Origin of the sequence: Synoicihabitans lomoniglobus (genome assembly GCF_029023725.1) — a bacterium.
Taxonomy (GTDB): Bacteria; Verrucomicrobiota; Verrucomicrobiia; order Opitutales; family Opitutaceae; genus Actomonas; species Actomonas lomonigloba.
Genome location: NZ_CP119075.1, coordinates 3,880,241 through 3,900,779 on the forward strand (window position 1 = coordinate 3,880,241; position 20,539 = coordinate 3,900,779).

14 protein-coding genes and 2 tRNA genes are annotated in these 20,539 nt (G+C 62.4%); 11 read left to right on the forward strand and 5 right to left on the reverse strand.

What is annotated here, in order from left to right; genetic code table 11:
* Positions 1-3 precede the first annotated feature (3 nt).
* Positions 4-2,688 carry a DUF1592 domain-containing protein gene (locus tag PXH66_RS14965; RefSeq protein ID WP_330929846.1) on the reverse strand — a complete coding sequence of 895 codons (2,685 nt, stop codon included), beginning with the start codon at positions 2,686-2,688 and terminating at the stop codon, positions 4-6.
* A 250-nt stretch (positions 2,689-2,938) separates the two neighbouring features.
* Between PXH66_RS14965 and PXH66_RS14970 the strand changes: the two genes are divergently transcribed.
* The 7 genes from PXH66_RS14970 to ppk1 all read left to right on the forward strand — a co-directional run bounded on the left by PXH66_RS14970 (position 2,939) and on the right by ppk1 (position 11,626).
* The gene (locus tag PXH66_RS14970; protein WP_330929847.1) at positions 2,939-5,173 is read left to right on the forward strand and encodes a TIM-barrel domain-containing protein; all 2,235 of its coding nucleotides are present in this window, start codon (positions 2,939-2,941) and stop codon (positions 5,171-5,173) included.
* A 187-nt stretch (positions 5,174-5,360) separates the two neighbouring features.
* Positions 5,361-7,502: a hypothetical protein gene (locus PXH66_RS14975; RefSeq protein WP_330929848.1), complete on the forward strand. Its 2,142-nt coding sequence runs from the start codon at positions 5,361-5,363 to the stop codon at positions 7,500-7,502.
* Positions 7,503-7,512: 10 nt separating this feature from the next.
* Positions 7,513-7,962: a methyltransferase family protein gene (locus tag PXH66_RS14980; protein ID WP_330929849.1), complete on the forward strand. Its 450-nt coding sequence runs from the start codon at positions 7,513-7,515 to the stop codon at positions 7,960-7,962.
* Between the two features lie 50 nt (positions 7,963-8,012).
* Positions 8,013-8,318: a hypothetical protein gene (locus tag PXH66_RS14985; protein ID WP_330929850.1), complete on the forward strand. Its 306-nt coding sequence runs from the start codon at positions 8,013-8,015 to the stop codon at positions 8,316-8,318.
* 11 nt (positions 8,319-8,329) lie between these two features.
* Positions 8,330-8,761: a Spy/CpxP family protein refolding chaperone gene (locus PXH66_RS14990; RefSeq protein ID WP_330929851.1), complete on the forward strand. Its 432-nt coding sequence runs from the start codon at positions 8,330-8,332 to the stop codon at positions 8,759-8,761.
* Positions 8,758-9,309, forward strand: a complete 552-nt coding sequence (locus PXH66_RS14995) for an RNA polymerase sigma factor (protein WP_330929852.1) — start codon at positions 8,758-8,760, stop codon at positions 9,307-9,309. Before PXH66_RS14990 ends, PXH66_RS14995 begins: the two co-directional genes overlap by 4 nt.
* Positions 9,310-9,427: 118 nt before the next feature.
* Entirely contained in the window at positions 9,428-11,626 is a 2,199-nt protein-coding gene (ppk1, locus tag PXH66_RS15000) for a polyphosphate kinase 1 (RefSeq protein ID WP_330929853.1), read from the forward strand.
* A gap of 255 nt (positions 11,627-11,881) precedes the next feature.
* Here ppk1 and PXH66_RS15005 read toward each other — a convergent pair.
* From PXH66_RS15005 to rpsB, 4 genes are all read right to left on the reverse strand, one after another.
* Positions 11,882-11,969: transfer RNA gene (locus PXH66_RS15005), tRNA-Ser, on the reverse strand.
* A gap of 289 nt (positions 11,970-12,258) precedes the next feature.
* Positions 12,259-12,666 carry a DUF983 domain-containing protein gene (locus PXH66_RS15010; protein ID WP_330929854.1) on the reverse strand — a complete coding sequence of 136 codons (408 nt, stop codon included), beginning with the start codon at positions 12,664-12,666 and terminating at the stop codon, positions 12,259-12,261.
* 106 nt (positions 12,667-12,772) lie between these two features.
* Positions 12,773-13,366, reverse strand: a complete 594-nt coding sequence (tsf, locus tag PXH66_RS15015; protein ID WP_330929855.1) for a translation elongation factor Ts — start codon at positions 13,364-13,366, stop codon at positions 12,773-12,775.
* A gap of 107 nt (positions 13,367-13,473) precedes the next feature.
* Positions 13,474-14,448 carry a 30S ribosomal protein S2 gene (rpsB, locus tag PXH66_RS15020; RefSeq protein ID WP_330929856.1) on the reverse strand — a complete coding sequence of 325 codons (975 nt, stop codon included), beginning with the start codon at positions 14,446-14,448 and terminating at the stop codon, positions 13,474-13,476.
* Positions 14,449-14,770: 322 nt separating this feature from the next.
* Between rpsB and PXH66_RS15025 the strand changes: the two genes are divergently transcribed.
* The 4 genes from PXH66_RS15025 to PXH66_RS15040 all read left to right on the forward strand — a co-directional run bounded on the left by PXH66_RS15025 (position 14,771) and on the right by PXH66_RS15040 (position 20,525).
* Positions 14,771-14,847: transfer RNA gene (locus PXH66_RS15025), tRNA-Met, on the forward strand.
* Positions 14,848-15,070: 223 nt separating this feature from the next.
* Complete coding sequence (locus PXH66_RS15030) at positions 15,071-15,682, forward strand: TetR/AcrR family transcriptional regulator (RefSeq protein WP_330929857.1); 612 nt, start codon at positions 15,071-15,073, stop codon at positions 15,680-15,682.
* A 357-nt stretch (positions 15,683-16,039) separates the two neighbouring features.
* Entirely contained in the window at positions 16,040-17,209 is a 1,170-nt protein-coding gene (locus tag PXH66_RS15035) for an efflux RND transporter periplasmic adaptor subunit (protein WP_330929858.1), read from the forward strand.
* Between the two features lie 124 nt (positions 17,210-17,333).
* Positions 17,334-20,525 carry an efflux RND transporter permease subunit gene (locus PXH66_RS15040; protein WP_330929859.1) on the forward strand — a complete coding sequence of 1,064 codons (3,192 nt, stop codon included), beginning with the start codon at positions 17,334-17,336 and terminating at the stop codon, positions 20,523-20,525.
* Positions 20,526-20,539: the final 14 nt, after the last annotated feature.

Genomic DNA, 20,539 nt, shown 5'->3' on the forward strand with positions numbered 1-20,539 from the left:
TGATCAGCGGCGGTTGGCGACGAGGCGGTCGGTTTCTTCGATCGACTCGTCAGGTGTGGATGAAAGCAGGGTTTCGGGTGGACGGGTTTTCTGGAAAGCGGCGGATTCGATGATGCCCATGATGAGGGCGGAGGGGCGGGCGTCGGCGGCTTCGACCTGGGCCACGAGTTGGTCCAAAGTCTCAGTGTCGTAATACTCCATGCCACGCCCGAGGGCGTAGGTCAGCATCTTTTCCGTGAGCGTGTGCAGGAACTGTTCCCGGTGATCGGTGAGGAGGATCTGCTTCAGCTCCTGCACGTTTGAGAATTTCTGACCGGTGATGAGCTCGCCGTCGGGCTCGATGGGTTTGCCCATCTCGGCATCGCGCCAGCGGCCCATGGCGTTGAAATTTTCCAGAGCGAGGCCGAGCGGATCCATACGGCTGTGGCAGGACGCACACATCTTGTTGCTGGCGTGGAGCGCAAGGGTTTCGCGCAGGGAAAGCTTCGCGAGCTCTTCTTCACTGGCCACGTCCTCGAGGGCGGGAATGTTGGGCGGGGGCGGCGGGGGCGGCGTGCCGAGGATGTTATCCAAAATGAAGACCCCGCGCTTCACCGGCGAGGTGCGCGTGGGATTGGAGGTCACGGCCAGCACAGTGCCCTGGGTCAGCACGCCGCCGCGCGGACTGTCGGGCGGCAGCATGACTTTGCGCATCTTTGCCCCCTTGATGTCATCGGTCGGGATTTCGTAGTGCGCCGCCAGCTCCTCGTTGAGGAACGTGTAGTCACTGTCGATGAGTTCGAGCAGACTGCGGTCTTCGCGCAGGATGTGATCAAAATACATCTCCGTCTCGCGCTTCATGGCCCACCGCACGTCGCCGTTGAGGTCGGGTTTGGGTTGCCGGAAAAAGGCGAAGAACGTCTGCCGCGCTTCCGCCAGTTCGGCGGCTTGTTCTTCGGTGCGATCTTCTTCCTCGATCCGGCGCAGGCGGACAAAGGTCTCACGCGCCTTGGCGACTTCGGGATCGGGATTTTCCCGCAGGAACACGACGAAACTGCTGATGTTGACGTTGGGAATATCGCGCGCCTGCAGCCATTGGCCGGTGAAGTTGTTGACGAATTCCTCCGAGCGTTCGTCGGCCAACATGCGTTTGACCTGCTCCGGCAGATGTGCGCGCAGCGCGCCTTTTTCCGCCAGATTAAAGAGCTCCTGGTCCGGCATGGTCGACCACAGGAAATAGGACAGCCGCGACGCCAACGCATATTCGTCGACCAGCGGATATTTCTCCCCTTCGGCCGCAGCCATGGCCTCTTCCTCGCGAAACAGGAATCGAGGCGAAGCCAGCACCGCGACCATCGCTTGGGAAATGCCGGCCTCGAAAGTCGATTCCGGCTGCTCCGAGACGTGGATGGCTACATCCACGAGCCGATCAATCGTCGACGGGCCGACCGGGCGGCGAAACGCCCGGAACGTGAAATCGGTCAGCAGCTCGCGGGCATACTCGCGCCGCTCGGCCACGGATTCCGGCACCGGTCGGGGAAAACGCTCGGCGTAGTTTGCCGGGGGGACCCAGTGCTCCGGAGCCATGGGACCGCGCACCACCACATCATCCAACCTGATCCGCAGCTGGCGGATTTGCTCGACGGCGGGTTCGAGCGGATGAATTTCCACCAAAAACTCGTGTTCCCCGGCCTCCCACTGCTGCGGGAATGTGTAGGAAAATTCGCGACCGTAACCTTCGCGCACCATCTCTTTGGCGAGCAATTCCTCGCCATCGACTTTCAGCACGATCCGGCACTTGTTGAGATCAAACTGGTTGTCCACGTAGCGCTCGAGCGCGCGAAAATTGAGCACGACTTCATAATTCCCGGCATGCTCCGCGGTGTGCGTCGCTCGCAAGGAAGCGGGTGAATAATAAAGCAGATCGCGCGCATCGCCCGCAAGCTCCCCCGCCTGCCACACCTCGGACGACGGCGGCGGCGCGGGCGCCTCTTCGCCTTCCACCACCGCGGTTGGCGTGGGCGGCTCGACGATGGCGACGGTCGATTCGAAGCGTTTGCCCGGCAATGCCCGCTCCGCCACGACGAGTGGTTGGCTCGGCATGGCTTCGTCGATGATGGCCTGCGCGGCATCGAGATACTTCTCGAGCAACATGGGCGAAATCGTCAGCACGTCGGCGATGTTATCGAACCCGTGTCCCGTATCATCGGCGGGGAACTCGATCGCGGTATCGTAGTCGACGCCGATCAAGTCACGGATCGTATTGCGATACTCGACGCGATTGAGGCGCCGGACCGTGACGCGACCAGGATCGGGCTGCAGGGGGTCGAGTTGAAACGCCTTTTCCTTGATCCAGTGGATGATCGCTTCCTTTTGCTCCGGGTCGAGTTGGGCCTCGTCGGCCGGCGGCATGATGCCGGAACGCACATTGCGCAACACGCGCAACCACAGTTCGTGATCGAGGAGGTCATCGTCGCTTTCCCAGCCGTCGAGCACCACCCCACCCTTGTCGCCGCCGTATCCGTGGCAATCGTAACAAAACTCATCCATCGTGAGTTCGATCTGATCGCGAAAACTCGTAAGCACCGCGTCGGGGCCGGTTTTGGCCGCGATGGACCCGGGCACCGCCGCGCCTACACCGAGCATCAAAAACGCCGATAAACGGCCGACCAGTCGAGAACGGAGGGGTGCTTGAAAAGCAGAAAGCATGGGGGAGAAACCGAAGGGGTGAAAGGGAGATTGCCGCCGACGACCCCACGGTCCCGCATGGGCCACCGGACAACAACCGCATCACTACACCCTATTTTTTACGAGTTCTCAACTCATCGTGCCGCTCTCGCACCGTGATTGTTAACTGATATTTCATCCGCGCTCCCCGGACCACGAAATCGTTGCACTGCGGGCGCGGGATTTGTCTGCTGCATCTCCGCCCCCCTCGGACCTTTCTTATCGTTTTCCCATGCCATTCCCCGGTTGTTTCCGCCTGTTTGCGTGTCCTCGACTCGCCCTCACTCTTTTCACCGCCGTATCGCTTTCCGTGGGATCGCTGGCCGCCGCCGAACTGACGGTGCCGGGTGGTCGCCTCGAAGTCGTTGATAACGAGGTGCTGATCCATCGCCACGGTCGGGTCATCGTCCATCTGACCGACGTGAAATTCGACTACCACTCGCCGCTGGCCTGGGCAGTCGCTCAAACCACGCCCGACCGGATTGAGATCAAACTCACCTACCCGGCGTCGGTCGATTACGCGCATCGCGGTCCCACCACGCCCGGACTCGACGCGACCCTCACCATCAGCACCCACGGCGACGGGTTCCGTCTTCACGCCACACCGGAGTGGGCCGATCAGACCACGCTGGAATTCGCTCATACGGGCGATCACTTCTTCGGCCTGTCCTCACCGTTGCAGCCCGACAACCAACACTCGCCCGACCTGACCGGCTCGACCGTGCGCGTCGAGGTCACCAATCACGGTGAGGATATTGTCGAAAATTACGCTTCGGCCTTTTCCTCATTCTACATGAGCAGCGCGGGCTATGGCGCATTCTTCGATACTTTTGGCGTCGGGCGCTACCAGTTCGCGCTCAATGGTCGCAACCAGATCCATCACGAGACCGGCACGCTCGATTGGTATGTGTTGCTTGGTGACGACGGTCCGACCATTCATCGCGCTTATTTCGACCTCATCGGCGCGCCCAAGCACGTGCCCCTCTGGGCGCTTGGCCCCATCGGGTGGCGCGACCAAAACGATGGCGGCGCGGCCGAAATCCTCGATGACATCAAACGCTTCGCCGACCTGCGCCTGCCTCTGACCGGTTGGTTCGTGGACCGTCCCTACAGCGACGGCGCGCACGCCTGGTCGCACATGAATTTTTCCGCCGCGTTTGCCGAACCCGAAAAATGGATACGCGAAATCCGCGAGCAACACGGCCTCGAATTCATGACGTGGACCGCCACTGCGTTCTTCGGCGATACTCCGCTGAACCGCCACCTCCCCGGCGGTTTCACCTACGCCGATCTGAGCGACCCGGAAACAGTCGCACAGTTTCAACAAAAACTCACCGACCTACAGCACTCGATCGGGGTGAAAGGCCACAAGATGGACCGCGCCGACGAAAAATTCCCGGAGTGGGAAGCCTGGGCCGACGAGACCGTGCCGCGCGGAGCCAAGCGCAACACGTATACTTACCTGTTCATCAAAACCCACGACGAAGCGCTACGCCGGACGTGGGGCGACGATCAGTTCACCTTCGCTCGCGCCGCCATTCACCGCAGCCAACCCTACCTCAGCGCCATCTGGGGCGGCGACCCGCGCAGCAGCTGGGCAGGCTTGCAGGGCAACGCCGCCAACGCGATTCGCGCGTCCTTCATGGGGTTTCCCGTTTGGGGCACCGACGTCGGCGGCTACATCGGCGAGGGGCTGATCGACGAAGAACTCTACCTGCGCTGGATGCAGTTCGGCGTCATGAGCGGATTGCTTGAAATCAAACTCGACGGCTCCGGCGGCGATGGCCGCGACCGCATGCCCTGGCGTTACGACGAAGCCTTCCAGGCCGAATACCGTGATCTCCTCGAACTTCGGATGGATCTGTTGCCCTACCTGTATTCACTAGCCAACGACGCCGCCGAAAGCGGCACCATGATGCAGCCCCTCGCGTATCGGCACCTGGACGACCCCCGCACGCACGCCATCTGGGATCAGTTCTACCTCGGCGCCGGCTTGATGGTGGCGCCCATGGTCACCCCGGGTTCCGTGCGCGACGTCTACCTCCCCGCCGGACGCTGGTATCGCTACAACTTTGACCGCGGCATCGAATCCAGTCTGGTCGGCGGTCACGCCGTGGTCACCCAGGTCGAGCGCAACGAGATCCCCCTGTTCGTGCGCGCCAACAGTCTCCTGATCACCGGCAACGTCTACGCCGGCAACGCTCGCACGTGGGACGCAGATTCCCCCCCTCGCCTCAAGATCCACGCCTTCCCGGGCGAGGTCGGTGAGTCGACCTCGTTCACCTACATCGACTCGGCCGATGGCGATGCCGCCAAGGTTATCCACCTGGAGCACGACGAAACCGGAATTTCGCTCACGGCACCCGCGCTCGATGCCGCCGTGAGCCTGAAAATCTTTCGGCGCAACGGCGTGTCGGTGACCAACATTCCCGCCGGCGAACCCATTCACTACCGTATCGATGACTAAGATTTTCCTGAGACCAGCTTGGGAAAGGCTGAAGGCGATGAGGCTCCCCTTTCCTTATCTGCTAGAGGTAGGGCGTGCTCGCCGAGCGCGCCGCGAAGAACGTCCAACAGCACATGTGGCGAGGCCAACGATCCCAGCGGTTTCGGCGAAACCGCCCTACCTCAAACCCTCCGCAATCCTGCTCGGCGTGGTTTTTTCCAGCCTGCTCTGCGCCGCCGCGCCGATCGATCGCGAAGCCCTCGTCACGCGCCACCATCCGAGCGTGACGAGCGTCGACCCATGGTCGCCCTTTACCGTCGGCAACGGCGGCTTCGCCATGACGGTCGACGTCACCGGCCTGCAGAGTTTCCCGGAAGCCTACCGCGACGGCATTCCGCTGAGCATCCAAAGCGACTGGGGCTGGCACAGCTTTTCCAACCCCGAGGGCTACCAACTTTCGGATACGCTCGAGGACTTTTCCACAGGCGACCGCGACGTTTCCTATCCCACCAATCAGACGACTGCCGCCGGTCAATGGCTCCGCAGCAATCCCCACCGGCTCGGCCTCGGCCGTATCGGTTTCGAATTCACTTTGGAGGACGGCTCAATCGCCGCGCTCGAAGACATCACTGAAATCCACCAGGAGTTGAATCTCTGGACGGGGGAAATTCACAGCACCTACCAGGTCGGTGGAAAGCCCGTTAAGGTCATCACTGCCGTGCACCCCGATCGAGATGAAATCGCGGTGCAGATCGACTCTGAGTTAATGACCCGAGGTGCGATCCGGGTGCGAATCGGTTTCCCCTACGGCAGCGATGCGTGGGGAATCGAACCGGAGGATTGGACGCAATCCACGCGGCACCAATCCGCTGCTTTCGAACACACCGGGGCGGTTGATTTAATCACGACCGGTGGGCCCGATAAATCGCGGCAGCGGCTTCCCCAAAGCGTAACCTTCACGCACACCCTGGACGAAAACGAATACCGGGTTTACGCCGCGAGCGACGGAGAACTAGCGACCCGACGCGAAGCACCCCACCAATGGATTTTGCAACTGCAGCCCCAGGACGGAAACCACTGGAGCGGAAAATTCCTGTTCACTTTGCCCCGATTCGAGAATGGACGGCCCGAACACCAACTATCGGACAATGCGCAGCCCGTCCTCCAAGCCAGTCGACAATTTTGGCGCCGGTTCTGGACCGACGGTGCCGCCGTCGATTTCTCCGGCAGCACCGACCCCCGCGCGGCTGAACTCGAACGCCGCATCATCCTTTCGCAATACCTCACCGCCGTGCAATGCGCCGGCGATATGCCGCCGCAGGAAACCGGACTCACGTTTAATTCCTGGTATGGTGTGGCGCACTTGGAAATGCACTGGTGGCACGGCACGCACTTTGCGCAGTGGGGTCGTTTCGAGCTGCTGGAACGCAGTCTCCCGTGGTATCAAACCATCCTGCCGCAAGCGCGCGCCATCGCGGAGCGTCAGGGTTACGCCGGGGTGCGTTGGCCCAAGATGGTCGATCGCGCGGGCCACGAAAAACCATCCGCGATCGCTCCGTTGCTCCTGTGGCAACAGCCCCACGCCATCTACTTTGCTGAGCTGGCGTGGCGACAAAACCCGACGCCCGCCACCTTGGCCACCTATCGCGAAATCGTCGCGGAGACAGCCGCCTTCATGGCCGATTTTCCGCTGCTCAACCCCGCGACCGGTCAACTCGATCTGGGCCCGCCCATGATCCCGGCGCAGGAAAGTTACGATCCCCGCACGACCAAGAATCCGCCCTTCGAACTCGCTTACTGGCAATGGGGGCTGCGCACCGCCCAAGCCTGGCGCGAACGCCTCGGGCAGGAGCGCGATCCGCACTGGGATGTCGTCCTCGCACAGCTCGCGCCGTATCCGGAATACGAGGACGTTTACGCCACCGCCGACGGCGCGTGGAACATGATCGACCATCCCAGCGTGCTCGGTGCGTTCGGCATGTTGCCCGGCGACGACATCGACCGTGAACGCATGCGTCGCACCCTGCATCGCGTCATGCAAGAGCAGGATTGGGGACACACGTGGGGCTGGGACTATCCCCTCATCGCTCTGACCGCCGCCCGTCTCGGCGAAACCGCGCTGGCCATCGATGCCCTGCTCCTCGACCAGCCCAAAAACACCTACCTCCCCAACGGTCACAACTATCAGGATGATCGCCTCCGCATCTATCTCCCGGGCAATGGCGCCCTGCTCACCGCCGTCGCCCTGATGGCCGGCGGTTGGGATGGCGCGCCCGCCGGCAACGCCCCCGGTTTCCCGGCCGACGGCACCTGGGTCGTGCGCGCCGAGGGTTTCCATCGGCTGCCTTGATTTCTCCCCCATGCGACGGCCACGACTCTATCCTCCGGTTTGGTTTGTCGCGAATGTCATGCTGGTAGTCGCGCTGCATTACTTCGCCCCGATTTCCGTGCCGATGCCGCCGCTGCACATGGCCGCCGGTTCGTTTCTGATCACGGTGGGCATCGTGATGACTTTGGTCGCCATATTCACCTTTTCCCGCCACCACACGCCGGTGCTGCCCTTCCGCCAACCGGAAACCCTCCTGTGCCACGGCGTGTTCCGGTGGTCGCGCAACCCGATCTACCTGGGCGAAACGTTTATCCTGGCGGGTATCGCACTCCGGGTCGGTGAACTACTGCCGTGGCTGGTCGTGCTACTGTTCATCGTCGGTCTCAACCGCGGCCCGATCGCCTGGGAGGAACGAGCTCTACGTGAAAAATTCGGCGCCGACTTCGATCGCTACTGTCACCGCACGCGGCGCTGGCTCTGAATCCCCTAAAATTCCCGAGGGTTTGCCGCTCCGCCAACGTAACACTCCGCATGACTCAACGTGATCCGCTTTCCGATCTGCTCACGCAGTGGCAACCCGCACCCGATGCCGCGCCGGAATTCGCCGCCCGCGTGCATGCCCGTCTGGCCTCCGCCGCGCCTGCCCCGGGGGTGATCACGCGTATCCTGCAGTTTCCCGCCACCCTCCCGCTCGCGGCGGCATTTGCAGTGATGATCGGGGTGGCATCCGCGCTGGCGATCAGTCGGACCCAAAATCAAAACCTCATGGCCGATGCCTACGCCCGCAGCATTGATCCCGTGCAACTCACGGCCTCGACCCACGTGCATCAGCCCTAGCCCGCTCGATCATGAAACCAGTGATCCGACTCATCTTAGTGGCCCTGGTCGCCGGCGTGGTGGCCTTTGGCATCACCAAACAATTGACCCCGGATGCGACCACGACGAGCGAGGTGGCCTGGCTTGAGTCCGAGTTCGCGCTCACCCCCGAACAAGCGGCCAAAATCACGGCCCTGCACGACGCCTACCGCCCGGTGTGCGCTGCACATTGCGAAGCGATCATGACCACCCGCGAGGCGCTGGCCGCCGCCACCGCTCCCTCCGAACGCGCCGCCACCGAATCCCAACTCCAATCCCTCATCGCGACCTGCCACGCCAATACCCGGGAGCATCTCCGCGCCGTCGCCGCCGCCATGTCTTCGGACCAGGGGCAACGCTACCTCGATATGATCGGGCCCCGCCTCACCGCGCATCAACACGCCCAGCCGTTCGGCCTCCGATGAGCGAAACTGCGGCCGACACCGCCGACATGCTCGCCCTGCAGGCGGGTGATTCCACCGCACTTGATCGCCTCATGCGCCGCTGGGAGGTGCGGCTGCGTTCGTTTCTACTGCGCCACCTCGTGTCGCAGACCGACGCCCTCGATCTCGCCCAGGAAACCTTCGTCCGCATCTATCGTCATCGCGACCGGTTCGACGACCGCCGCCGGTTTTCGACCTGGATGTTTCAAATCGCCCTCAACCTTGTGCGCGACCAAGCCCGTCGTCAGGCCCGGCGGCCCACCACCACCCTGGACGATGCCCCCGAACTCTCGTCCGAGGTCACACCGCACCACGGCGCGGAAGCGAGCGAAACCGCCACCGCGGTCCGCACCGCGATCGCCGAGCTCCCCGCGCCCTTGCGCGAAGTGATCGTGCTGTTTGAATACGAACACCTGTCCCACGCGGAAATCGCGGAGATCATCGGCGCCACCCCCAAAGCCGTGGAAACCCGACTCTACCGCGCGAGATCGCAACTGCGCACCTCCCTCGCCCGTTGGCTGGAACCGTAGCCGCGGAACGCGGGTCCACCCTCGCGTCTCGCCTCGCGATTGTTACAACTCGGCGGGATCATCCAAAAAACTGGTTTCAGGCGTGCTGACTGCTAGGTTCTTGGTTTTCCCTCCTGCCATGCCGCGTTCGTCCTCCCCATCCCCCGCCTCCATCGCACCGCCTCCGGTCGATCGCAGCGGGGTGACCATGCCGCATCGGGAACACGAACCAGTGGTGCGCGTCAACCGCCCCCTCAAGTCGGCGTATTTCAATCGCGAGCTCTCGTGGCTGGCGTTTAACCGTCGCGTCCTCGAGCAGGCGCGCCACGCCGCCACCCCGTTGCTCGAGCGCGTCAAGTTTCTCGCCATCGTGTGCTCCAATCTCGACGAATTCTTCGAGATTCGCGTCGCGGGTTTGATCCAACAAGTCGAAGGTGGCGTCGAAAAATCGGGCTTCGACGGACTCGGTCCCCGCGAACAGTTGCGTCGCATCCACTCCGTCGTCGCATCGCTGGTCGACGATCAATACCGCATCTGGCACGACGATCTGGTGCCCTCGTTGGCAGATGAAGGCGTGCTCTTCAAATCGGCGGAGGAACTTTCCGCCCCTGAGCTTATTTGGGTGCGGCAATACTTCGAGGAACAGGTGTTTCCCGTGCTCACACCGCTGGGCCTCGACCAATCACATCCCTTTCCCCAACTCGGCAACAAGACCCTCAACGTCATCGTCTCCCTCGACGATCCCGACACGACCGAAAACGAGCACCAGGCGGCCATGCTGCCCGTGCCCCGCATCCTGCCGCGGCTCGTGCGCATCGATTCCGACGGCACCGGCAAACAGACCTACATTTTCCTCACCGAGATCATCAAACTCTGCGCCGGCGAGTTTTTCCCCGGCTACAAGATCAACGGGGCCTGGGCTTTCCGCGTGACGCGCAACAGCGATCTCTACATCGACGACGAAGAAGCGGAAAACCTGCTCAAAGCCATCGAAGAGGAACTGCGCAACCGGCACCGCGGCGCGGCGGTGCGCCTCGAGATCGAGGAAGGCGTCGATGAGGGAATTTTCAAAACCCTCTGCGAGCACCTCGACCTTTCCCACGAATACGTCTTCCGCCTCGCGGGCCCGATCAATCTGCTGCGCCTGATGAGCCTGACCGACATCGATCGGCCCGACCTCAAATACCGCCCGTTCACGCCGGTCATGTCCTCGCCGCTCAAACCGGGGATGTCGCCGTTCGACACCTTGCGTGAACAGGACGTGCTGCTGCATCACCCCTACGACAGTTTCGATCCAGTGGTGGATTTCGTGACCCAGGCCGCCCACGATCCCAAAGTCTTCGCCCTCAAGCAGACGCTGTATCGCACCAGCGGCGACTCTCCCATCGTGAAGGCGTTGATCGAAGCCTCCCGCAACGGCAAACAAGTCACCGCGCTGGTCGAACTCAAAGCCCGTTTCGACGAGGCCAACAACATCCAGTGGGCCCGCCAGTTGGAGGAAGCCGGCGTGCATGTCGTCTACGGACTCGTCGGCCACAAGACCCATTGCAAGTGCTCCCTCGTGGTGCGCCAGGAGGGCAAAAAAATGCGTCGCTACGTGCACCTCGGCACCGGCAACTACAACCCCAAGACCGCCCGGCTCTACACCGACCTGAGCCTGCTCACGGCCCGCGACGACATCACCGAGGACGTCGCCAATATTTTCAACACCCTCACCGGATTCAGCCGCAAGCCGGTGTTTCAGCGCTTGCTCGTCGCTCCCGTCAACCTGCACAGCCGCATGCTCGAGTTGATCGACCGCGAGGCCACCAACGCCCAAGCCGGTAAACCCGCCCGCATCATGGCCAAGATGAACTCCCTCATCGACAAAGCCGTGATCGATCGCCTCTACGCCGCGTCGCAGGTCGGGGTCAAAGTCGACCTCATCGTGCGCGGCATCTGCGGCCTCGTTCCGGGCGTGCGCGGGCTCAGCGAAAACATCCGTGTGCGCAGTATTGTGGGACGTTATCTGGAACACGCTCGCGTGATCTATTTTCAGAACGCCGACGGCCAACCCGACATCTACGCCGGCAGCGCGGACTGGATGCCGCGCAACTTTTTCCGCCGCATCGAAGTCGTCTTCCCCATCGACGATCCCGCGCTGCGCGCCTGGTTCATCGACGAATTTTTCCCGCTCGAACTGCAGGACAACGTCAACGCCCGCGAACTGCACTCCAACGGCGCCTATTCGCCCATTGCACGCCAAGGCGACGAGCCGTCCTTCTCGGTGCAGAACTACTTCATGGCCGCCGCCACCCAGCGCGCGCGGGTGAAAACGCCGAGCGAACTCGGGCGTTAATTCGTAAAGCCGTTTCCGGTTTGAAAGTGGCGGAACCTCCTTCGCCCAGGCTTCGGCGGTCACGGAGGGTGGGATTGGCGGACCTCACCGGTCCGGTGCTTCGCACTCGCGCTGCGCGCGCCCCTTCTTCGCTTCGCTACGTCGTCTACGACCAGCGGGAGTGGCCTGACACCTGCGGTTCTCATCCCACCCACGGGAGGGCTGTTCGTGGCGCTCAGGCTCGGTAATTCGTAAAACCTGTTTTCGGTTTGAAAGTGGCGGAGAGGGTGGGATTCGAACCCACGTTACCTTGCGGTAAACCGCATTTCGAGTGCGGCGCGTTCGACCACTCTGCCACCTCTCCGGGTGTTTTGCCTCCGCCTCGAAAATCGGGGCGTCGGTCGACGGGAAGGGGGAACGTAGGACTCAACTCAGAAAACGGAAGCCGAAAGTTAGAACCTCACCTCAACGATTTTGTCGATGCCAGAGTAGCGGCATGAAATCGCGACGGCATTTCACGGCTGCCTCCCGCTTAGGTCGCGCGGATTCGGCCGCGCTCGTCCGGGCTACACACGAACAAGCCGCCAAGGTAACGCCCTAGCGGCTTGTGAAAGGTAACCCGTCTCCAACATGGTGAGGGGGTGTGGAAAGCTCTACGTGTTGGCGTCTTCGTCGGGGGCGAGTTCGCGTTGATTCTTCGGCAGGTGGTGCGGCAGGAACACGTAGTAGTTCATGAGCCACCAACTGCGTGAGGAGCGGTAAAACAACACCGGAACGAGCACGGCGCCGATTCCTGCAATCAGGCTCGCCACGAGGCCCGACAGCGCGCCCGCCAGATACAACAGCAGCACCGGCACGAGAAAGACGACCAACGTCACCCCGTAATTGAGCGACATGGACCCGAGAAATGAGCCCTCATCACGTTCGAGCTGCAGGTCGCAGGTCGGACAATGGCGGTTCAACTCAAAAACGCGGCCTTCCTTGAAGAGCGCATGTTCGCCGCAGTTGGGGCAGCGGTTGGTGAGTCCGCGTGCGATGATTTGTCCCCGGGTAACCTTCATGTGGTTTTCGAACTAGCGTGTCGGGCCGCCGGGCGAAAACAAAAACGCCTCCCAGAACCGGGAGGCGTTGCAAAAGTAGGAAGCGTAATTCGGTGAATCTTTTCGCTCAGGCGCCGAGCTGGTAGCGGGTGAAGCGGCGGATCTGGATGTTCTCGCCGGTCTTCTGGATCGTCGCGCTGATGTATTCGCGGATCGTCTGGTCGGGGTTCTTCACAAACGGCTGATCGAGGAGCACGCTCTGGGCGTAGAACTTCTCGAGCTTGCCTTCGACGATCTTCTGCACGGCCATCGGCGGCTTGCCTTCGGCTTGGGCGGCGGCGATTTCACGCTCTTTTTCGACGAGTTCCTGGTCGACCTCTTCGCGGTTGACCGCGGTCGGGGCGGCGGCGGCGATGTGCAGACAGATGTCTTTCACAAAGGCCTTGAAGTCGTCGTTGCGGGCCACGAAGTCGGTCTCGCAGTTGACCTCGATGAGGACGCCCACTTTGCCACCGAGGTGGATGTAGCTCTCAATGACGCCTTCCTTGGCGTCGCGCTCGGCCTTTTTGGCGGCGGACGCTTCACCCTGCTTGCGCAGGATGGTGGAGGCCTCTTCGACGTTGCCGTTGGCTTCAACGAGGGCTTGTTTGCATTTCATGAGACCAGCGCCAGTCGCCTTGCGCAGGTCGTTTACCATGGAGGCGGTAATCGTAGTGCTCATTTCTTGGAAATTTCTTTGCTTGGTTGGGTTACAGGAATGATCGATCAGGGGATCAAAACAAACTGCCCGGCGGGTTAAGGGCCGGGCAGCAGCTAAAGCGGAAAGGCTTACTCAGCGGCCTTGGGCTCGGTTTCCTCCGTGGCGGCGGGAGCGGCCTCGGGCTCGGCGGCAGGGACGGCAGCCTCCGCGGCGGCGGGAGCTTCGTCGTCCTTGGGGGCGGCGATCTTCTTGCGCGGAGCGGCTTCGGGAATGACCACATCACCGGTCGCCTCGGCGGCGACGATCGTCGGCACGGGCTCGGCATCGGCTTCGGCGTCAGCCCCGGCGGCGGCGGCCACAGCAGCGGTGGCGGCCTTGAGGTCGGCTTGACCACGGGCGATGCGACGTGCGTCGCGTTGACCCAGACCGTTTTGGATGGCCTCGACGGCGGCATCAACGATGACGCGAATGGACTTCACGGCGTCGTCGTTACCCGGGATCGGGTAGGTCACGTTGCTCGGGTCGGAGTTGGTGTCGACCAAGGCGACGGTCGGAATGTTGCAACGCACGCCTTCGGCGACGGCGATGTCCTCGTGAGCGACGTCGATGATGAACATGGCCTTCGGCAGGTCGGTCATCTCGGAGATGCCGGAAAAGTTCTTCTGCATGCGCACCATCTCACGACGGATGGCGGCTTGTTCCTTGCCGCCGAGCTTCTGCAGGTCGCCATTGGTGTCCATGGCCTGATACTTCTTATACTTGGCGATGGAGCCCTTGACGGTGGCGAAGTTGGTCAGCGTGCCGCCGAGCCAGCGATCCACACAGTAAGGCATGTTAACGGAAGCGGCGGCCTCGCGGATGATTTCCTGGGCTTGGCGCTTGGTGCCGACGAACAGCACGTTGCCGCCGTTGGCGACAAGTTCGGTGAGGGCGTCACAGGCCTTTTCCAGGGCGGCGAACGACTTGCCGAGATCGATGATGGTGATACCTTGACGGTGATCGAAAACGAATGGCTTGGAACGCGGGTTCCAACGCTTGGTTTGGTGGCCGAAGTGGACACCGGCGTCGAGGAGGTCGCGAACGGTAATGCTGAGATTGCTCATGATGTGATCTATGTATGTGACACAGGTCGGCCAATGGGCCGCCTTGCGATCGAACTAACTTAATGGTTGTAGGTAATGATTAAACGAACGGTCCTTTCCGGGGAAAGAGCGGTCGAACACAGAGACCCGCCAAGGGGGAGGCAAGTGCAGATTTAGGAATTTTCAAAAACCCTGTTGACACGTGACCTTAGTGTTTCATTCCTCTGCCTCCCTTCACGACGCCGTGGAGCGATTGGGAGCCATCCGGCCCCGGTCACGTTCTCTTTCAGATTCGATTTTTCGACTCCGCGCCACGTTTAAACACGTTCCGCGTCCCACTTGTTGCAGGGTGGAGCAGTCTGGTAGCTCGTCAGGCTCATAACCTGAAGGTCCTCGGTTCAAATCCGAGCCCTGCACCCAATTTAAACCCGGTTGGCCTTGGCCCGCCGGGTTTTTTGTGCCTCGGTCCCCGCGGACGTTTTTCGCCGGTATGGTTTGGCGCAGCAACTCTGCCATGTGTCGATCCGCCACGGACCGCACTGCCCCGTTCGCACTCCCCCGCTGGATGCGGACTTAAGAAAATATCACTAATTTTGAGTTCGGACTTGTTTTTGACTAATTCGTCAACTACATGAATTGCATCATGGGACGACCCTCTGACGCCAAAGAACGCTTAATGACCTCCGCGATCGATCTGATCTGGGAGGGAAGCTACGGCGCGGTCACCATCGATGACATCTGCCGCGGAGCCGACGTGCGCAAGGGCAGTTTCTACTACTTCTTCCCGGGTAAAGCCGAACTGGCGGTCGCCGCCATCGAGCGCATGTGGGAAATCAAGTGGAAGCCCTTTCTGGACAAAAACTTCTCGGCCGATCTCGAGCCCTTGGAACGCTTCACCGGCTACTTCCAAGCTCTGGTGCAAAACCAAAAGGAACTCTTCGCCGAGCATGGCAAAGTGCTGGGCTGTCCCGTCGCTTCGGTGGGCACAGAGGTGTCCGTTTGCCAGGCTGCCGTTTCGGACGCGATTCGCGACGTGATCACGCGTAAGAAACGGTTCTACGAATCGGCCATTCGCGACGCCGTCGCCGCCGGCGCGATCGAACCTTGCGACCCGGCTGTCAAAGCCACCGCGCTGTTTTGCCTGATTGATGGCATGATGGGCCAGTCCCGGATGATGAACGATGTCAGCGTCTTCGATAACCTGACTTCCATGGCCTGCGACCTTCTGCGTTTTAAAACGCCCGTCACCGCCTAAGACGTTTTCGCACCCTTTTTCACTCTCCGCGCAGTATCAGCTGCGCGTTTTTTTAAATCTCATTGTTTACTATTTCGTCAACTACTAAGATGACCACGCCCTCGCTCTCTCCAAAACCGATTCGTCACCAATCCGCTTCAACTGCTCGTCGATTGAAGTTCCGCTCCACCCATCGTCGCCCCGGGATCACTTCGTCCCCCGACGAAACCACCATCATCCGGTCGGCCACGAGCCCCACCGTTGCTTGGACCGACTTCCTTTACGCCGCCCCTCGAACCCTCTCTCGCTACCACGAGTGAGTTCGATGACGCGCCCGCACACCCTTCCCGCCAAACCTGACTCCTTCGCCCACTCTCGATGAAATCCGTCACACTCCGCCGCACCGCCGTTGTCGCCACCGTCCTGGCTGTCGCCACGACCGCCACCCTCTTTGCCCTTACCGAGGACGAAGCCGAATCCGTTTCCGCCGCCGCCGTCGCTCCGCCTGCTCCCGCGGTGACGGTGTCGTCACCCCGCCAACGCACGTTGGTCGAAGCCGCCGAAATCACCGGACGTATCCACGCGCTGGAAATGGTGGATCTGCGCGCCGAGGTTCCCGGCCGCCTCGACGCGGTCCATTTCCAATCCGGCCAGGTCGTCCAACAAGGCGACCTGTTGTTCACCCTCGACGCCCGCACCTACGCCGCCGCGCACGCCGCCGCCGCCGCCGCCGTAGTGCGGGCCGAAGCCACCGCCACCACCGCCCGCCGCGACGCCGACCGTGCCGACCTGCTGCTCTCACGTGAAGCCATCAGCACCGAGGAGGCCGACACCCGCCGCGCCCGCGCCGCCGAAGCCGAAGCCAATCTCCTCGTGGCTCGCGCCGAACGCGACCGCACCGCTGTCGATCTCGAACGCACCTCCGTCCGCGCCCCCATTACCGGACGGGTCTCCCGCGCCCTCGTCACCACCGGCAACCTCGTGTCTCCCGCGACACCGCTGACCACGCTCGTTTCCGTCGGCGACGCCTACGTGCACGCCGATGTGGACGAAGCCACCGTGCTGCGTCTGCAGCGACTCCTCCGCGAGGGGCAAGTGCAACTCGATGACGTCGGCCGTATCCCCGTCGACATGCAACTGGCCGATGAAGCGGGCTTCCCGCGCCACGGCTTCGTGGAGAGCCTCGACAACCATCTCGATCCCACCACAGGCAGCCTGACCGTTCGTATGGTGTTTCCCAATACCGGCGACGCGCTCACGCCCGGTCTGTTCGCCCGGGTTCGCCTCCCGCTGGGCTCTCCCGAACCCGCGCTGCTCATCAGTGAACGCGCCATCGGCACCGACCAAAGCCAGAAATTCGTTCTCGTCGTCGGTGACGACAACACGGTCGCCTACCGCCCCATCACCCTCGGTCCCGTGGTCGATGGTGAACGGGTGATTCGCACCGGCTTGCAACCCGAGGACCGCGTGATCGTCAACGGACTCCAACGCGTCCGGCCCGGCACCAGCGTGACGGTGGAAACCGCCGCACTCGCCCGTTCGAGCTAAGCTCCGCCCTCCGCCCTCGCCTCCCTCCAACTCCGCCGCGTCGGCGCGGCCATGGCTACTGCCTTGCCCGCGCCCGACGCCCTCCCGTCTTCGCTTCCCGTCCGCTTCCCGCCGCCGTTCCATCATGAACTTCTCCGACTTCTTCATCAAACGCCCGATCTTCGCGGGCGTGCTGTCGATCATCATCTTCCTCGTGGGCGCCATCGCCCTCTTCAAACTACCGATCTCGGAATATCCCGAAGTCGTGCCGCCCACGGTCGTGGTGCGCGCGACCTACCCGGGCGCCAATCCCAAGACGATCGCCGACACCGTCGCCGCGCCGCTCGAACAGGCCATCAACGGCGTGGAGCACTCGCTCTACATGTATTCGCAGGCGACCAGCGACGGCGTGATGACCCTCACCATCACCTTTGAACTCGGCACCAATCTGGATACGGCCCAGGTGCAGGTGCAAAACCGCGTCTCGCAGGCCTTGCCCAAACTGCCCGAAGAGGTCCGCCGTCTCGGCGTCGTCACGGCCAAGACCTCTCCCGACCTGCTCATGGTCGTTCACCTCTTCAGTCCCAATGGCCGCTACGACGACATCTACGTGCGCAACTACGCCACCCTGCAGGTGCGCGACGTGCTCGCCCGGCTGAACGGCGTGGGTGACGTGCGGTTGTTTGGCTCCGGCGACTACGCCATGCGGGTCTGGCTGGATCCGGAAAAAATGGCCGCGCGCGGCCTCATCCCCTCCGACGTCGTCGCCGCCATCCGCGAGCAGAACGTGCAAGTCGCCGCCGGTTCCGTCGGCCAACAACCGCTCGAACACCCCAACGACACCCAGCTCCTCATCAACACGCAGGGACGCCTGATCGATGCGGACCAATTTGCCGACATCATCGTCAAGACCGGGACCCACGGTGAGACCGTTCAGCTCTCCGACGTCGCCCGCCTCGAACTCGGCGCATCGCAATACTCTCTGCGCTCGCTGCTCAACAACCAGCGCGCCGTCGCCATCCCGATCTCCCAATTGCCCGGCTCCAACGCCATCGCCGTCTCCGACGCCGTGCGCGCCACCATGCAGGAATTGTCGGCTTCGTTCCCCGAAGGCCTCGACTACGACATCGTTTACGACCCGACCATCTTCGTGCGCAGCTCCATCAAGGCCGTCGTGCACACCCTGCTCGAAGCCATCGTGCTCGTGGTCATCGTAGTGATTTTGTTCCTACAAACCTGGCGCGCGTCGCTCATCCCTCTCGCCGCCGTGCCGGTGTCGCTCGTCGGCACGTTCGCCGTCATGCTGGCCCTCGGTTTTTCGATCAACGCGCTGTCGCTCTTCGGTCTCGTGCTCGCCATCGGCATCGTGGTGGACGACGCCATCGTGGTGGTCGAAAACGTCGAACGTAACATCGCCCTCGGCCTCTCGCCCGTCGACGCCACCAAGCGTGCCATGCGCGAAGTCACCGGCCCGATCGTCGCGACCACTCTGGTGCTCGCCGCCGTGTTCATTCCCACCGCATTCATCGCCGGGCTGACCGGACAATTCTACAAGCAGTTCGCCATCACGATCGCGATCTCGACCTTCATCTCGACGATCAACTCGCTCACGCTGTCGCCCGCTCTCAGCGCCCTCCTGCTCAAGAGTCACCACGCGCCCAAAGACTTGCCCTCGCGTATCCTCGATCGCGGCCTCGGTTGGTTCTTCCGTCCCTTCAACCGCTTCTTCGACTGGGCGGCCGGTCGCTACACCGCCGGTGTTTCCCGGCTGATTCGGTTCTCCGCCATCACGCTCATCCTCTACGGCGGTCTGCTCGCGCTCACCGGTTGGGGCTTCAAATCCACGCCCACCGGTTTCGTGCCGACCCAGGACAAGGGTTACCTCGTCGCCTTTGCCCAACTCCCCGACGCTGCTTCGCTCGACCGCACCGACGATGTCATCCGTCGCATGGGTGACATCGCCCTCGCCCACCCGGGTGTCGCCAACGCCATCGCATTCCCCGGCTTGTCGATCAACGGCTTCACCAACTCCACCAACAGCGGCATCGTCTTCGTGGCGCTCAAGGATTTCGAGGAACGCCACGGGGCGGGCATGTCCGGTCAGGAGATCGCGGCCACGTTGCAAGGCGAGTTCGGCGCCATTCAGGACGCCTACATCGCCATCTTCCCGCCGCCCCCCGTGCAAGGTCTGGGCACCACGGCCGGTTTCAAGCTCTACATCGAGGACCGCGCCGATCTCGGCATCGACGCCCTCTACGACGCCGTGCAGCAGCTCGTCGGCGCCGGCTACGCCAGTGGGCAACTCGGGGGGCTGTATTCCAGCTTCACCATCAACACCCCGCAGTTGCAGGCCGATGTCGATCGCACCAAGGCCAAACAACAGGGCGTCGCCCTCAACGATCTCTACGACACGATGCAGACCTACCTCGGTTCAGCCTACGTCAACGACTTCAATCGCTTCGGCCGCACCTACCAGGTGGTCGCGCAGGCCGACGCGGAGTTTCGGAACGACGCCTCCGATATTGCCCGCCTCAAAACCCGCAACCGGGCCGGCGAAATGGTGCCGCTCGGCTCGTTCATGAGTGTATCCGAAACTTACGGACCGGATCGGGTGATGCGCTACAACGGCTACCCCGCCGCCGAGGTCAACGGCGCCCCCCTGCCCGGCGTGAGCACCGGCACGGCGCAGGCGGTCATTACCAGACTCGCCAACCAAACCCTGCCCGCCGGTATGGCGTTTGAATGGACCGAGCTCACCTACCAGCAGGTCCTCGCGGGCAACGCCGGGCTCTTCGTATTCCCCATTTCGATACTCCTGGTCTTCCTCGTCCTCGCCGCCCAATACGAAAGTTTCCGCCTGCCGTTCGCGGTGATTCTCATCGTGCCAATGGCGCTGCTCGCCGCCATCACCGGCCTCTGGCTGACCGACGGCGACAACAACATCTTCACCCAGATCGGGCTCATCGTGCTCATCGGTCTGGCGGCCAAAAACGCCATCCTCATCGTCGAATTCGCCGCCCAGCGCCGCAGTGAAGGAGCCTCGCCCGTCGAGGCCGCCCTCGACGCCGCCCGCCTGCGCCTGCGCCCGATTCTCATGACGAGTATCGCGTTTATCGCCGGTGTCTTCCCGCTCGTGGCGTCGACCGGTGCCGGCGCCGAGATGCGCCATGCCATGGGCGTCGCGGTCTTCTCCGGCATGATCGGTGTCACCTTCTTTGGCCTGTTCCTCACGCCCGTCTTTTACGTGGTGCTGGAGCGCCTCGGCCTGCGCGAACCACAACCGCAACCCGCGGCCGATTCCGTCGCAGCCGACGATGCGTCCACTCAATCCGCCTAACTCTCCCGCCGTTC

Bases quoted from the DNA above. Each gene is read 5' to 3' on its own strand.
- PXH66_RS14965 (WP_330929846.1), bottom strand. From the start codon at position 2,688: ATGCTTTCTGCTTTTCAAGCACCCCTCCGTTCTCGACTGGTCGGCCGT.
- PXH66_RS14970 (WP_330929847.1), top strand. From the start codon at position 2,939: ATGCCATTCCCCGGTTGTTTCCGCCTGTTTGCGTGTCCTCGACTCGCC.
- PXH66_RS14980 (WP_330929849.1), top strand. From the start codon at position 7,513: ATGCGACGGCCACGACTCTATCCTCCGGTTTGGTTTGTCGCGAATGTC.
- PXH66_RS14985 (WP_330929850.1), top strand. From the start codon at position 8,013: ATGACTCAACGTGATCCGCTTTCCGATCTGCTCACGCAGTGGCAACCC.
- PXH66_RS14990 (WP_330929851.1), top strand. From the start codon at position 8,330: ATGAAACCAGTGATCCGACTCATCTTAGTGGCCCTGGTCGCCGGCGTG.
- PXH66_RS14995 (WP_330929852.1), top strand. From the start codon at position 8,758: ATGAGCGAAACTGCGGCCGACACCGCCGACATGCTCGCCCTGCAGGCG.
- ppk1 (WP_330929853.1), top strand. From the start codon at position 9,428: ATGCCGCGTTCGTCCTCCCCATCCCCCGCCTCCATCGCACCGCCTCCG.
- PXH66_RS15010 (WP_330929854.1), bottom strand. From the start codon at position 12,666: ATGAAGGTTACCCGGGGACAAATCATCGCACGCGGACTCACCAACCGC.
- tsf (WP_330929855.1), bottom strand. From the start codon at position 13,366: ATGAGCACTACGATTACCGCCTCCATGGTAAACGACCTGCGCAAGGCG.
- rpsB (WP_330929856.1), bottom strand. From the start codon at position 14,448: ATGAGCAATCTCAGCATTACCGTTCGCGACCTCCTCGACGCCGGTGTC.
- PXH66_RS15030 (WP_330929857.1), top strand. From the start codon at position 15,071: ATGGGACGACCCTCTGACGCCAAAGAACGCTTAATGACCTCCGCGATC.
- PXH66_RS15035 (WP_330929858.1), top strand. From the start codon at position 16,040: ATGAAATCCGTCACACTCCGCCGCACCGCCGTTGTCGCCACCGTCCTG.
- PXH66_RS15040 (WP_330929859.1), top strand. From the start codon at position 17,334: ATGAACTTCTCCGACTTCTTCATCAAACGCCCGATCTTCGCGGGCGTG.